The 13,986-nt window shown below is 64.5% G+C and carries 11 protein-coding genes and 1 pseudogene; 7 read left to right on the top strand and 5 right to left on the bottom strand.

What is annotated here, in order from left to right; all coding sequences use genetic code 11:
- Window positions 1-11 precede the first annotated feature (11 nt).
- From AC1MBU_RS07165 to AC1MBU_RS07175, 3 genes are read right to left on the bottom strand one after another with little or no spacing between them, the layout of a single operon-like run.
- Window positions 12-1,622 (bottom strand): LCP family protein, encoded by a 1,611-nt coding sequence (locus tag AC1MBU_RS07165; RefSeq protein WP_277358853.1) that lies wholly within the window; start codon window positions 1,620-1,622, stop codon window positions 12-14.
- A complete protein-coding gene (gene purE, locus AC1MBU_RS07170) occupies window positions 1,619-2,131 on the bottom strand; it encodes a 5-(carboxyamino)imidazole ribonucleotide mutase (protein WP_277358865.1) in 513 nt (170 codons plus the stop codon). Before purE ends, AC1MBU_RS07165 begins: the two co-directional genes overlap by 4 nt.
- A 35-nt stretch (window positions 2,132-2,166) precedes the next feature.
- A complete protein-coding gene (locus AC1MBU_RS07175) occupies window positions 2,167-3,291 on the bottom strand; it encodes a 5-(carboxyamino)imidazole ribonucleotide synthase (protein WP_479789735.1) in 1,125 nt (374 codons plus the stop codon).
- 323 nt (window positions 3,292-3,614) lie between these two features.
- Here AC1MBU_RS07175 and AC1MBU_RS07180 point away from each other — a divergent pair.
- Window positions 3,615-4,166, top strand: a pseudogene (locus AC1MBU_RS07180) (GtrA family protein); the annotation flags it as partial.
- A gap of 124 nt (window positions 4,167-4,290) precedes the next feature.
- Here AC1MBU_RS07180 and AC1MBU_RS07185 read toward each other — a convergent pair.
- Window positions 4,291-5,070: a TIGR03089 family protein gene (locus AC1MBU_RS07185; RefSeq protein WP_277358855.1), complete on the bottom strand. Its 780-nt coding sequence runs from the start codon at window positions 5,068-5,070 to the stop codon at window positions 4,291-4,293.
- Window positions 5,071-5,336: 266 nt separating this feature from the next.
- Between AC1MBU_RS07185 and AC1MBU_RS07190 the strand changes: the two genes are divergently transcribed.
- Genes AC1MBU_RS07190 through AC1MBU_RS07200 form a run of 3 tightly spaced genes read left to right on the top strand, consistent with a single transcriptional unit; the run spans window position 5,337 to window position 11,052 of the window.
- Window positions 5,337-5,885, top strand: a complete 549-nt coding sequence (locus AC1MBU_RS07190) for a WhiB family transcriptional regulator (protein WP_479789616.1) — start codon at window positions 5,337-5,339, stop codon at window positions 5,883-5,885.
- Entirely contained in the window at window positions 5,885-9,409 is a 3,525-nt protein-coding gene (locus AC1MBU_RS07195) for a glycosyltransferase family 2 protein (RefSeq protein ID WP_479789736.1), read from the top strand. The genes AC1MBU_RS07190 and AC1MBU_RS07195 overlap by 1 nt, the downstream gene beginning before the upstream one ends.
- A gap of 35 nt (window positions 9,410-9,444) precedes the next feature.
- Entirely contained in the window at window positions 9,445-11,052 is a 1,608-nt protein-coding gene (locus AC1MBU_RS07200; protein ID WP_479789617.1) for a DUF5719 family protein, read from the top strand.
- A gap of 98 nt (window positions 11,053-11,150) precedes the next feature.
- On the opposite strand, the gene AC1MBU_RS07205 is transcribed toward AC1MBU_RS07200, so the two are convergent.
- On the bottom strand, window positions 11,151-11,639 hold the full coding sequence (locus AC1MBU_RS07205; RefSeq protein WP_277358858.1) for a metallopeptidase family protein: 489 nt from the start codon (window positions 11,637-11,639) through the stop codon (window positions 11,151-11,153).
- A 67-nt stretch (window positions 11,640-11,706) separates the two neighbouring features.
- Between AC1MBU_RS07205 and AC1MBU_RS07210 the strand changes: the two genes are divergently transcribed.
- From AC1MBU_RS07210 to ahcY, 3 genes are all read left to right on the top strand, one after another.
- Window positions 11,707-12,087, top strand: coding sequence for a DUF3499 domain-containing protein (locus tag AC1MBU_RS07210; protein ID WP_082566093.1), 381 nt, complete (start codon window positions 11,707-11,709; stop codon window positions 12,085-12,087).
- Between the two features lie 203 nt (window positions 12,088-12,290).
- Window positions 12,291-12,485: a hypothetical protein gene (locus AC1MBU_RS07215; RefSeq protein WP_318533026.1), complete on the top strand. Its 195-nt coding sequence runs from the start codon at window positions 12,291-12,293 to the stop codon at window positions 12,483-12,485.
- Window positions 12,482-13,960, top strand: a complete 1,479-nt coding sequence (gene ahcY, locus AC1MBU_RS07220) for an adenosylhomocysteinase (protein ID WP_277358860.1) — start codon at window positions 12,482-12,484, stop codon at window positions 13,958-13,960. Before AC1MBU_RS07215 ends, ahcY begins: the two co-directional genes overlap by 4 nt.
- The last annotated feature ends 26 nt before the right edge of the window (window positions 13,961-13,986 follow it).

Raw genomic sequence — 13,986 nt, forward strand, 5'->3', positions numbered from 1 at the left:
ATATCCGTTCCTTAGGCGGGGGTGCATTCCCCGTTATCGGCCAAGAGAGATTCGAGCGTGGTCCAATCCTGATTCACCGCGAGCTGATGAAGGTAGTCGACGGTGATCTCGCCGGTGACGTTCTGAGCCGGCAGCTGCCCCGGCAGAGTCGTGGACGCATGCACCGGCAGAGCCTCAACCAGCCCCGCCCGGTCCACCGTGAGTTCCCCCAGCGCTGCGGCGGAAGCCTCTCCGGAAGCAGCCTCCAGCGTCTCCTGCACCCGCTCATGAACCAGCGGGATGTCCGGGTAGGTCGAGAACAGGTCGCCCGCGTCACCGAAGTCCGGCGCGCCGATGGTGAGGCGCCCGACGTCGTGATTCTTCGCCTTGATCGCCAGGTCTACGAAGCTGCCCAGCTGGTCACGAGGGAGGTCGGTCTCGACGATTTGCGTACCGGCGGCGGCGATGTCCTGGAAACGGGTCAGCACGGTTGCGGGATCAAGCTGGGCGATCATCGCCGCCTGGACACACTGCTGGCGCTGGATTCGTGCGTAGTCGGTGGCGTACTCACGGGAGCGGGCATACCACAATGCTTCATAACCGTTGAGGGTCTGGATGCCTGGCTCGATCCAGGCCGACGGCGGGTAGTACCGCTTGGGGCTGGTGCCCGGGATCTCTTCGGATGTGATGGGAACCCAGCCGCCCGCGTTGATCGTGATACCGCCCATCGCGTCGATGAGCTGCTCAAACCCGGCCATATCGACGAGGATGTAGGCCTGGACCTCGATGCCGAGAATTCCGCTTGCCGCGTCCATCATGGCTTCGGCGCCGGGGTCCTGGGACTCCGGATACAGGTCGGCGTAGTTCTGGGCAACCACCGGGTAGAGGCTGTTGATGATGCACTCGTTACCGCAGTTGTAGCCGTCCGGCCAGACTTCCCAGAGCGGAGAGTCCTCGGAGAACGGCGCGTTCTGGAAATCGCGGGGAATGCTGAAGGTAACGGTGGCTCCGGTGTCAGCATCGACGCTGACCACGGAAATGCTGTCCGGACGGCGTCCCAGCCTGTCCTCACCGGCATCGCCGCCCATGAGGAGGAAGTTGTAGCGCCCGTCCACCGGGTCAAAGGCGGGGCCGGCCTGGAAGATGTTGCCGAACGTGTTCCGGCCGACGTTGAGCAGGTACGCGCCGTAGCCCAGCCCGCCGCTGGTCACGATCATCAGCACGGCGAGCGTTGCCGCAACGGCCGGGCGCATCCCTCGGTCCAGCAGCGGCGGGCGGATGATCCGCAGGGTGTTGATGAAGAGCAGTGCCCAGCCGACTGCCAGCGCCACGAGCACCGCAATGAGAAGCAGCGAGAACACCTCGTTGGCGAGCAGGCTCACCACCAGCTGGCGGTTAACCAGCGCAAGAACGACGGCGGTAATCACCAGGAGCCACACGGTGAAAGTGACGCGGAGCGCCCGTCGGCCGAGCCTGCGGTCTCCGGCAACCACCTGGGCGGCGCCCGGGATCAGCAGCGTGAGCGCCAGGAGCAGGAACGCGCGCCTGGTGCGGATGCCGGACGGAGCCGATTCCGGGTAGCGCACAGGATCGGTGAGCATGGTCCGTTCGGAAGGCCGGCCGGTGTGAACCGCCCGGCTCATGCGCCGCCTTCGCTGTCGGCAGTGCGCATACCAGCGTGTTTGCGCAGTTTCGCGCCCTTGTCGAGGGCGGTCTGCCGCAGTTCCTGTGCGAACCTCGTGAGGTTGCCGGAGAGCTCCTGAGCATGCTGCCCCTCACCGGAGGCCAGGATACGGACGGCGAGGAGCCCTGCGTTGCGCGCGCCGCCGACGGAGACGGTAGCCACCGGAATGCCTGCAGGCATCTGGACGATGGAGAGAAGGGAATCCATGCCATCGAGGTGTTTGAGGGGCACCGGAACGCCGATGACGGGCAGCGAGGTGAGCGATGCCAGCATTCCGGGCAGGTGGGCGGCGCCGCCGGCACCGGCGATGATGACCCGCAGTCCGCGGCCTGCGGCCTCACGCCCGTACGCGACCATGTCTTCGGGCATGCGGTGTGCGGAAACGACGTCAGCCTCATACGGGATGCCGAATTCCTCTAGCGCCAGAGCGGCAGCCTCCATGACCGGCCAGTCCGAGTCGGAGCCCATAACCAGGCCCACGAGGGCGCCGGCGGGGGAGTTGTTCACGATGTTTCCTTCCGGGGATCGCGGCCGTCCCGCAGGATTGCCGCGGCACGCTCGGCGCGCTCCCTGACCTGTGCCATTGTGTCACCGGGTAGGGCAATGGCGTTGACATGGCCGATCTTCCGGCCCGGCCGTACGCTTTTGCCGTAGGTGTGGATCTTGGCGGCGGGCTCTGCCTGCAACGCCATCGGATAGGCACTATACAGCTCTGCGTTGTCTCCGCCGAGGATGTTCTTCATCACCACAACGCCCGAGGCAAGGGATGTGTCCCCGAGGGGGAGGTCGAGAACGGCGCGCAGATGCTGTTCAAACTGGCCGGTCACCGCTCCGTCCATGGTCCAATGACCCGAGTTGTGGGGCCGCATGGCGAGCTCATTGATGAGGAATCCGGCGCTGCTGCCGGGAACTTCGAACATCTCCACGGCCATGACACCGGTGACACCGAGCTCGTCGGCGATGCGGAGGGCAGCTTCCGCGGCGGCGCGGGCCAGCCCTGCCGGCAGGTCCTGTGCGGGAGCAATGACTTCATCGCAGACGCCGTTGACCTGGATTGAATGGACCACCGGCCATGCGCGGGCCTCGCCACGGGGTGAGCGGGCAACCAGGGCTGACAGCTCACGAGTGAAGGGCACCTTTTCTTCGGCGAGCAGTTCGGAACCGGTGAACCAGTCGGCTGCCTGTGCGGCGTCGTCGTACGAATTGATGATCCGGACGCCCTTGCCGTCGTAGCCGCCACGTGGCGTCTTCAACACCACAGGCCAGCCCGTTTTGTCACCGAACTTCCGCAGTTCCTCTACTGAAGAGACGGCCTTCCAGCGCGGATTGGGCAGCCCCAGCCGGTCCACTGCTGCCCGCATGACCAGCTTGTCCTGGGCATGGCGCAGCGCGTCGGGGTGCGGCTGGACATTGATTCCGGAATCCACCAGGGCGCGGAGGTGCCGTTCCGGCACATGTTCGTGGTCGAAGGTGAGAACGTCCACGCCCTTGGCGAAGGCGGTCAGATCCTCCAGGTCGGTGTAGTTCCCCACTGCTGAATGTGCCACGGCGGCCACCGCTGAAACGTCGGGTCCCTCCGCCAGCACTCGAAGTTCAAAGCCAAGTTCGACGGCGGGAGGAGCCATCATGCGCGCCAGTTGGCCGCCGCCCACGACGCCGATTACGGGAAAAGTCACCCCTTCAGGGTACCTATTGCCGGAGGGGTCCTTGGATGTGACCTGTTCGCAACCCCCGCTTCCTAGGAAAGTCCCAATCTTGAACGGTAAAATGGACGCTCAGTTGTTGTGCTGATCATCAGATGCTGATTTTCAGTTTGTCCGCCAGGCAGGCGTAGGGTTCTCCGGAACGTCGTACGCGGACAGCTTCGGTGCTGCGCCCGCGGCGCCTCAGCTGAATGACTTCGCTTCGGCGCGGTCCTGCTACGGCGAAATGTCCTAGAGACCGGAGGGTCATGATCACCACAGTTGTTGACCGGACCCGGGCCCTCGCCTCCCTCTTCTGGCGTGAGCTGGCCAAGTTCGGTGCCGTGGGCGGTGTGGCGTTTATCATAGACAAGGGACTGTTCTGGATCCTGATCCACGGTCCGATGGAGGACAGCGAGGTCAAGGCCCAGGTGGTGTCCGCCGCTATTGCCACGGTGTTCGCCTGGATTGCCAACCGATACTGGACCTTCCGCCACCGCCGCCAGGCCAACGTCCTGCGCGAACTGATGATGTTCCTGCTGATCAATGCGATCGGCCTGGGCATCGCGGCCGGCTTTGTGTGGCTCGCCAAGTACCCGCTCGACATCTCCGACCGCACGGGGCTGTTCGTTGCCGGAATTGTGGGTACCGTGCTGGCAACGGCCGTTCGTTTTGTTGCCTACCGCTTCTGGGTCTTCAATGAGGAACTCGATGCGGAGCCTGCGTTCGCTCATGACCATGAACTGATCCACCCCCGCTCCCGTGCAACTGCCGGTGCAGGTGCCGGCGCCGGATCATCCGTGCCGGTGGCCACCGGTCCGGTTCCGGCTGACGCCGCCGCATCAGCCCACCCGTCGCCCCAGCCGGTGGCGCACCCTCCGGCGCACCAGTCACCCCAGTCGGTGGCATACCCTCCGGCGAACCAGTCAGTGGTGCATCCGTCAGCTAAACAGCCAACCGAGCAGTAACGCGTTCACCCTCCATCAGGCGGTCGGTCACCTCGACCTCCGGGTGCACCAGCACCACGGTTCCACCGGCTGCCCAGATACGGACGGCGGCCGGCAGGACGGTCAGCAGGGGCAAGGCGGCTGGGACCAGCCAGATGCCTTCTGCGGGCTGGTCCGCTCCGTCCAGCAGGTCGCTGAACGTGAAACTCTTTCCGCCGGCACGGATCAGTTCGGCGCCGCTGTCAGCGGGATCCTCGAGATACACATCGCCGAACGCGCGGACGGTCGCTGCGTAGTCCACGGCACCGCTGGGAAGCGTTCCGGGCCAGCGCATGTCCAGTGCGCCCGGCGCCACCAGTACCAGCAACTCATCCTCGCGGTCCCCTTCCCGCCCAACGCGCGGTGCTTCCGGGGCGGCATCCATGGTGAGCCGAACATCTACGGGGGCACCGTCGTCGGGCGCGGTCCGGTCGCCGGGCGCTGTCCCGTCGTTGCGCACGGTCTCGTCCCGGAGCACTGTCACCGCACCGACCTGCCAACTCGCCAGCGCCCACACAAGGCTCTTCCAGTGCGGCGGCATTCCAACCGCGACGACGGTGCCCGCCACCGCGTCGAGCTCCTCCACCAGCATGTTGGACGTCTTCGCAACCCAGTTTTCGAGCACCCTGCCGGAGAGTTCCACCCGTTCGGAGCCGGGCCCGTACCAAATGAGCCGGGGTGCTCCGGACGCGGACCGGAGGGACTCACATAATTCTGCAACGGACTTCAGTGGTGCCACTGGGTGCCTGCCTTTCGTTGGGTAAGCGTGCTGACCTGCGGGTTCAGTTGCACAATTGTGAGGTGCGCTTCGCGTGGCGTGCCCGCCATTTGGGAAATTCACTCTATAAGATTCCCTTCGCCGCTTGACTCGATGCTACTTACACGCGTGTAATTAGGTCATCGGATTTGCTTCGGCAGACGGGATTTCGGGGTTTCTCAGCGGCTTGCTGAAGGCACATCTCCCACACTAGTTTCTGTCCGAAGCTGCTACACCGGGAGGCTGGTATGGGGCAAGCAGAGCACATTCAGGACCGCACGTCCATCGCGGCCCAGGCGTCTGCGCGCTACGGATCGCGCGGCGTTCCGCAGGACTGGTACGTCGATCCGGCGGATCCGGTCGCTGCTGAGCGGTACAGGCAGCAGACTTCGTCGCTTGAAAATGAGGCAACCGCCTTCCTGGCGGCCCATGAGGCATTGACCGAGGGTGCCGGCGTCGAGAATTTCCTCGATGCCGAGCCCGCAGCGGCACCACGCCGCCAGGCCGTGCCGGAGCGGGTTGACCAGGCGGTATGGATTGGTCTTCCGGGCATCGGCTCCGACTTCGATGATGAAGGCGAGCTGGGCTGGCAGGCTGACGCACTGTGCGCTCAAACGGACCCGGAGGCGTTCTTCCCTGAAAAGGGCGGCTCCACGCGGGATGCCAAGAAGGTCTGCGGCTCCTGCAACGTCAAGTCGCAGTGCCTGGAGTATGCGCTGGAGAATGACGAGAGGTTCGGCATCTGGGGCGGACTTTCCGAGCGCGAGCGCCGCCGTTTACGAAAGCGAGCGGTCTGATTCATCCGCAACAAAGGGTCACAGCCGTTGTCGTAGCCCACAACGGCGCCGAGTACCTTCCGGACACACTCAAGGCACTCGGTCAGCAGACCCGACCCCCGGACTTCCATGTAGGAGTCGACGCCGGTTCATCTGATGAATCGGCGTCTCTTCTGCAACTGCAGCTTCCGGTGGGTTCCCCCGTAGTAGGCGCCTCCGGGCGCGGCGGCTTCGGTGCCGCCGTCCGTACAGGGCTTGCCGAGATTCCTTCCAGCCGCCGATCGGAACCTGACAGTTCCGATCCCGCCAGCGGGGTTCACGACTGGATCTGGCTTCTGCATGATGATTCCGCTCCCGAACCGACGGCGCTTGAGCAGCTCCTTCGAGCAGTCGAGCTGGCGCCGTCCGTGACCGTTGCCGGTGCCAAGCAGGTCGAGTGGGAGCATCGGCGCAAGCTGGTGGATGTTGGGCTGTCCATCAGCCGGTGGGCTGAGCGGCTCACCCTGATCGACGTCGACGAACTGGACCAGGGCCAGTATGACGTCCGCAGTGACATGTTTGCCGTCAACTCGGCAGGCATGCTGATCCGCCGTGATGTGTGGGACAAGCTGGGTGGTTTTGACCCCGCGCTTCCCGGTACCGGAGACGACGTCGACTTCTGCTGGCGCAACCGCCTCGCCGGTCACCGTGTAGTGGTGGCTCCGGGTGCGGTTTTGCGCCATGCCGGCTCACGGGACAACCACGCGGCAACGCTCGGTGCTGCGCGGCGTGCCGAAGTGTATCTGCGCCTCAAGCACGCAACGCTGTGGAAGGTTCCGTTCCTTGCGGTCGGTGCCGTGCTGGGCGGCTTCGCCCGCCTGATTCTCGGTCTGCTGGCAAAGGACCCGGGGTACGGCGTCGGCCAGCTCACCGCCAGCATCGCTGCCGTGCTGAAGCCCTTCGATTTGTACCGGTCCCGTCGATCAGCCGCCCGGACCAGGCGGCTGCCGCGGTCAGTGGTGCGTGCGTTGCGGACCGATCGCAGGGAGGTGTGGTCACACCGGAAGTCAGTGGTGGAGGCGTTTTCAGCACGCGGACTCGAAGACGAGTCCTACGCCCAGAGCACTGCTGTGGACGTACCCTCGGGCGATGCGAACGACGACTTCGCAGCACTGGAAGGCCCCTCCCGGATCTGGGCGGGTTGGGGTGCCATTGCTGCGGCGATAGTGCTGCTCGGTGTTTCACTGGTCGCGCTGCACCGGTTCATCGGTGCCTCAGCGCTGGCGGGCGGTTCCCTCCTGCCGCTGTCAACAGATCTTGCCGAGATCTGGGCCAATGGATCGCGCTGGTGGATCGATCTCGGTGCAGGCTTCGCCGGGCACGGAGATCCATTCAGCTATGTGTTGTGGCTGATATCGGTGCTGGGATTCGGCAACGGCAACGTGGCCGTCGTCGTGCTGATGCTGTGTGCTGCGCCGTTGGCTGGATTGAGTGCCTGGTTTGGATCGGGTGCTTTTGTGCGCAGCCGTTCGCTTCGGCTGTGGGCTGCGTTCTTCTGGGGATCGCTGCCGGTACTTCAGGTTGCAACCGGTAGCGGAAGGCTCGGTGCACTCCTGGTGCACCTCCTGTTGCCGTTGGTTGCGCTGGCGTTCATCCGCGCAGTGGGGCAGGCTCCCGGTAGGCCCGGATCACAGACCAACGACGCCGTTGACTCATCCAGGCGCCAGCGTTCACTTCAGTTGATGCTCAAGCCGGGCATCAATGGTGTTCCGAGCTGGACGGCGGCTGCTGCGGCGGGCCTGATGCTTGCCGTGGTGACTGCGTCTGCTCCGTCGCTGCTGCTGTTTTTTGTGCTGGCTGTTGTGCTGATCACCCTGGTTGCACGCCGCCGTGCCAAGACACTCTGGTGGGCGCTGCTGCCGCCGCTGGCCCTGTTCATTCCGTTTGCGGCGTCCACACTCGACCGTCCCTGGGCCGTCTTTGGGGACCCCGGCCTTCCGCTGCCGTTCAACGCTGCGCCCCTGTGGCAGCAACTGTTGGGCTATCCGGTAGCTTTTCCTTCGTTCGGCGGGCTTGCTGCGTTTCCGGACCTGTTCGAGGGACCGTGGCCGCTTGTTGTTTCGCTGATCGTTGGGCTGCCGGTGCTGCTGCTTGCTGCGACGGCGCTTTTCCTGCCCGGCAAGGCCAGGGCCGCTGCGCGTGTGCTGTGGCTGCTGGCGTTGCTGGCACTGCTCGGCAGCGTAGCGAGTTCTCTGGTGGTGACCGGCGTCGGCTCATCATCGCTGATCACACCGTTCACCGGACCGTGGGTCTCGATTGTCTCCCTGGCGCTTCTGGCAGCTGCGCTGCTGGGCGGCGAATGGCTGCAGCAGCGTCTGCGTGCCGGTAGGTCCGGGCGTTCCGGTAGGCCGGTTCTAGGTGCCCGGGCCTGGTTGACCGCCGCTGCCCTGGTGCTGGCGTTGGGCCCGGCAACAAGCCTGACCGTCTGGCTGGTTCCGCAGCTGCGTACCCCGGATCCTGCGGTGGAAGCGACCACTTTCGGAACCGGGCAGGCAGTGGTGCCAAGTGCACCCCGTACACTTCCGGCGACCGCCGCTGACCGCGGTACCAGGGGTGAGCGCAGCACCACCCTGGTGATGAATGTCGACGGCGACAGTAACGTCAGTGCCGCGCTCATGCGGGGCGGCGGCACCACGCTCGATGCTCTCTCCCAGATCTACTCTGCCCGTCAGCTCCACGGTTCACTGTTGAACGCCCAATTGCGTGAGGACGACGACGCGGCAGCCGACGTGCGGCGTACCGTCGCCACCCTGGTGGCCGGCACCGGTGTGGACCCGCGCGAGGAACTGGAGCGGCTTGGGGTGGGTTTTGTTGTGCTGCAGCAGTCGGGTTCGGCGGCTGAAGTTCTCGCCAGCCAGATCGATTCTGTTCCCGGACTTGTGTCGGTGGGCAACACCGAGGCCGGCTGGTTGTGGCGGGTAGAGATGTCCGCTTCCGGTAATTCGGTAGCCGAGGCCCAGGTGGGCAGGGTTCGGATTGTTGATGAAGCGGGCTCAACCCTGAGCGTGCTCGACTCCGACGCCACGACCGCTTCGGGCACGGTTCCGGCAGGCCCTGAGGGCAGGATGCTGGTGCTGAATGAGCGGTCCGAGCCCGGCTGGGAAGCGACCCTCAACGGTGAACGGCTGGAACCGGCGTCTACCGGATGGAATCAGGCGTTTGCGCTGCCTGCTGCGGGTGGCGATCTGGAGGTTCACTACGTCACGGCGTGGGAACCGTGGTCCGGAATTGCGCAGGCGATCGTGTTCAGCCTGACTGTTCTGCTGGCCGTTCCGATTCCTGCGCGCCCCCGCTTTGTCCACGTGCCGCAGGGCCGTAATCGAACGGCAGCGGTTCCGGTGTCGAGCGGGCGGCGGGCGGCGGAACCTGTGGCTAGTGGGGCTGGAAGTGCTGACGCGTTTGGAAGTGCTGAATCAGCCGGCCCGGCTAGTGCGTCCGACCCGGCTGACTTAACTGACCCGCCTGAACGCGAATCTGCCCTGAGCAGCGGAAGGGCCGGCAGCTGACAATGAGCGCAACGAAGAAGGTTAGTGAGACGGCCGTGCCTGCCAAACGAAGCGGCACCTGGGTGCGCGGTGCAGCGGGGGTTGCTGCCGGCGTCGTACTGGTGTCTGCGACGGGCGTGCTGGCGGGGGCGAGCATTGTGCAGAACATTGAGGGCGCGGCAGTAACGTTCCCGGTGCCGACGGCGGCGGTGCCGGCGGGGGAGTATTCGGCCGTATGTCCGGAACCGTTGCGGCTGCTCGAGGGCACTGTGGACGGCGGCGATCCGGAGTTCAGTCCGGTGTCTGAGACCGCCCGTAACCGAGTCAGCGCCATGACTTTGAGCGATTTAGGCGGCACTGTTCCGGGCTCGTCGATCACTCCGTTGGGCGGTGGCGATCCGCTGGCGGTTCTTGCCGAGCAGGTGCCCGAGTCCGAGCAGGAGGACCCGCAGGTCAGCAACGAGGACGGCCTGACCAACCGAGTAGCGGGTGTTGTCTCCGGGCAGGCAGTCGAGGGTGCGGCCGTGTTGCGTGCCCAGGCTCTGGGGGAGCAGCGTGCTACTGCCGGTGCCGGGTTTACCTATACCGCGACGGATGGCGATCTTTCGGGCCTGGCGGTAGCGCACTGTCAGGTTCCGTCGAACGATTTCTGGCTGGTCGGAGCGGTGACCACGGTGGGTGCAACGGCGGTGCTGAACCTGCACAATCCGTCGCAGTCGCCTGCAACCGTCAACCTGGACCTGTACGGGTCCGAGGGCGTGGTTGACGCTCCGGGCGGCCGGGGGATTCTCATTGCTCCCGGTGAGTCGGAGTCGATAGTGGTTGCCGGCCTTGCGGCGAATGAGGAGAACGTTGCCATTCGCGTGCGCAGTGACGGCGGGCGGGTCAGCGGATTCATCCAGCAGAGCATGTTGCGCGGACTGACTCCCGGCGGGGTGGAACTGATCCAGGCCTCGGCGCCGAGCGCTTCATCGCAGGTTGTTCCGGGCATCCAGATTCAGGCGCCGGATGTGATGGACCCGATCATCGCGCAGGAGGGCTATGCCGGTGCCGGGCCGTCGCTGCAGGTTGCGGTGCCGGGTGGAACGGATGCTGTGTTGGATGTCCGTGTGTTCGGACCAAACGGTGAGGTGGAGTTGCCCGGCGGTGGCGTTGTTACGGCGGCGGCCGGTTCGGTCACCTCCATCCCGCTGGAGTCGCTGCCAGAGGGGAACTATTCGGCTGTCATCAGTTCCGACGTCCTGATTTCCGCATCGGCCAGGGTTGTCCGCGGTACTGAACCGGAAGAGCCGATCGACCTGGCACAGGTCCCGTCTGCTGTGCGCCTCGGAAGCCAGCACGTGTCGACGTTACCTACCGGAGCGGACGCAGCCTATGTCTTCAGTGCGCCCACCGGCCGGGCGGAGGTTCGCCTTCTGCCGGTCACTGCGGAGGGCGCCCTGGGCGAAGAGCAAGTGTTCGACGTCGCAGGCGGCACCACCCTGACGGTGCCTGCTGCTGATCTCGGCAAAGAGACGGTTGCTGTGCTGATCGGCGTCTCCGGTGATCCTGCCTATGGTGCGCAGGTGACAACGCTCGACGGCGATACTCCCGGAATTTCCGTAGCTCCCATTCCTGCGGGCAGTGCAGGCCAGCAGAGCGTTTCGGTGAATATCGGGTTCTAGCTGAGTTGTTTCGGCGCTGTTTGGCCGGGGCTGGATTGTGCAGCTCGCCCGTCTCAGGCCCGTTACCTTCAGGCCCGGGACCTTTAGGCCTGTTACCTTCAGGCCCGGGAGCGGCCGTAGGCGGGGTCTACCGCTTCGGGTGCCATGCCCAACAGTTCGGCCATCTGCTCGACCACCACGTCATGCACCAGTTCGTTGGCGGGAACGTAGCCCTTCGCGGTCATTTCGATGGGGTGGCGAAACACCGTAATGGTGGCAGGCTGCCTGTCAGCGGCGGGAGTGGAAGTGCCCAGTAGCCCGCGCACGGTTTCAGGGGCCATCTGTTCCAGACCGTCAGGGATTTCGAGGACGAGGATCTGGACGTCCTGGATCTTGTCACCCCACAATCGTTCGAGACGCTGTGCGGATTCCAGAACCCAATCCTCGAACCGTTCGGAACGGGTGCGGGATCCAGGCAGGTGTGACGGGATGAGCTCACCGCGCAGGCCCCTACCGTGGCGATCACGCCGCCGGCGGGCGTACCGGGACTGTTCACCGACAGGCCCTTCCGGTACAGCCGGACGAATGGAAAAAGAGCTATCCCGCATGCTGAAACTCTAGTCCGAACCCGTTCCTGCTGCATCACTGGCACCGGACACGGTAGGCTGATCAGTCGTGGGATCGATCCGGCAATGTTCGCGTTCAGCGTGCCAGCGTGCTGCTGTGGCAACGCTTACCTACGTGTATGCCGATTCCACCGCTGTCCTCGGTCCGCTGGCCACCTACGCGGAACCGCACTCCTATGATTTGTGCGCCCCCCATGCCGAGAACCTCACGGTTCCGCGTGGGTGGGAAGTACTTCGGCTTGCACTCCCATCCGGACCGCCGGAACCCAGCCCGGATGACCTGTTGGCTTTGGTGAATGCTGTTCGTGAAGCTGCGGTTGACCGCAGCGTTCCTGAACCGGCTGCTCCCGGATCGAAGTCTCCGCTGACGCCGCCGCCCGGTGAGCCAGGTGCACGTCGCGGCCATCTGAGAGTTTTACGCGACCGCTGAGTTCTGAGCACTGAGTTTTGACCACTGTCAGTTGTGAGCACTATCCACACGGATTCCCGGTGCTGATGCACTGCGCGATACCCTTGTAATACCGCCCCACGTGTCACAGCTGTTGCTGCCCCGCACGCCATCCGGAATCCTCGAAAGGCTGCATCCTGTTGCCCAATATCTCTTCTGATCTGTTGGCTATCCTTCGGTGCCCCGTGACCGGATCCGCGCTGGTGCAGGAGGGCGAGGCGCTGCGCTCGTCAGCTCCGGATGCAGCAGGTAGCTATGTGGAATACCCCATCGACGAATCCATCCCCGTGCTGCTTCGTCCCGAACTCAGGGCAGCGGAGAACGTTTCCGCGCCTGCTCCGACGCCCGCTTCTCCAGCAGAGGAATCCCCATCACTATGACGTTTGACTTCAAGGTAGCCGACCTCTCCCTAGCAGAAGCCGGTCGTCACCAGATCCGGCTTGCAGAGCACGAGATGCCCGGGCTGATGGCACTGCGGCGTGAGTTCGGCGAGAGCCAGCCGCTCAAGGGGGCCCGCATTGCCGGTTCCCTGCACATGACAGTACAGACGGCGGTCCTGATCGAGACACTGACGGCTCTCGGCGCGGAAGTCCGGTGGGCGTCCTGCAACATCTTCTCAACGCAGGATGAAGCGGCAGCGGCCATCGTCGTCGGGCGTGGAACGGTTGAAGAGCCGGCCGGTGTGCCGGTCTTCGCCTGGAAGAACGAGTCTCTGGAGGAGTACTGGTGGGCAACCACGCAGATCCTGCAGTGGCCTGACGCCGAGCCCAACATGATTCTCGACGACGGCGGTGACGCCACAATGCTCGTGCACAAGGGTGTGGAGTTTGAGGCAGCCGGAGCGGTACCCGCTGCGCCGGCCGAAGATGACGTCGATTACTCGCACGAGTACGTCGTCTTCCTCGATGTTCTGCGTTCCTCCCTGGCCGAAGATCCGCAGCGCTGGACGCGCATTGGGGCGTCCATCCAGGGTGTCACCGAGGAAACCACCACCGGTGTTCACCGCCTGTACCAGCTGGCCGAGCAGGGCAAGCTCCTGTTTCCGGCGATCAACGTCAATGACTCCGTAACAAAGTCGAAGTTCGACAACAAGTACGGCATTCGCCACTCACTGCCGGACGGCCTGAACCGTGCAACCGATGTCCTCATTGGTGGGAAGGTCGCCGTCGTCTGTGGCTATGGCGACGTCGGCAAGGGTGCGGCTGAGGCACTTCGCGGCCAGGGTGCGCGGGTGATCGTGACCGAGATCGATCCGATCTGTGCACTGCAGGCAGTGATGGACGGCTACCAGGTGGCCAAGCTTGAGTCGGTGCTTTCGGTGGGTGACATCTTCATTACGACCACGGGCAACAAGGACGTCATCATGGCGCACCACATGCAGGCCATGAGGCATCAGGCGATCGTCGGGAACATCGGTCACTTCGACAATGAGATCGACATCGCGGGCCTGGCTCGCGTGCCGGGCGTTGCCAAGGTGGAAATCAAGCCTCAGGTTCACGAGTGGGTATTCGATCAGGGGACTGACAAGCAGCGCAGCATCATCATGCTGTCGGAGGGTCGCTTGCTCAACCTTGGCAACGCTACCGGTCACCCGTCGTTTGTCATGAGCAACTCGTTTGCGAATCAGACCATCGCGCAGATCGAGCTTTTCAGCAAGCACGGTCAGGTGCGCGAGGACGGATCGCCGGAGTACGCCAAGCAGGTGTACGTGCTGCCCAAGATTCTTGATGAGAAGGTTGCCAGGCTGCACCTTGACGCCTTGGGTGTTGAGCTGACCGAGCTGTCCAAGGGTCAGGCCGAGTACCTCGATGTTGATGTGGCCGGGCCGTACAAGTCGGATCACTACCGCTACTGAGCCGTTGCGCTGACGCCGCGGCGTCG

This window comes from Arthrobacter sp. PTI12 (genome assembly GCF_056679915.1).

Coding starts and splice junctions, on each gene's coding strand:
- AC1MBU_RS07165 (WP_277358853.1), bottom strand. CDS start 1,622: ATGAGCCGGGCGGTTCACACCGGCCGGCCTTCCGAACGGACCATGCTC.
- purE (WP_277358865.1), bottom strand. CDS start 2,131: ATGGGCTCCGACTCGGACTGGCCGGTCATGGAGGCTGCCGCTCTGGCG.
- AC1MBU_RS07175 (WP_479789735.1), bottom strand. CDS start 3,291: ATGATGGCTCCTCCCGCCGTCGAACTTGGCTTTGAACTTCGAGTGCTG.
- AC1MBU_RS07190 (WP_479789616.1), top strand. CDS start 5,337: ATGGGGCAAGCAGAGCACATTCAGGACCGCACGTCCATCGCGGCCCAG.
- AC1MBU_RS07205 (WP_277358858.1), bottom strand. CDS start 11,639: ATGCGGGATAGCTCTTTTTCCATTCGTCCGGCTGTACCGGAAGGGCCT.
- ahcY (WP_277358860.1), top strand. CDS start 12,482: ATGACGTTTGACTTCAAGGTAGCCGACCTCTCCCTAGCAGAAGCCGGT.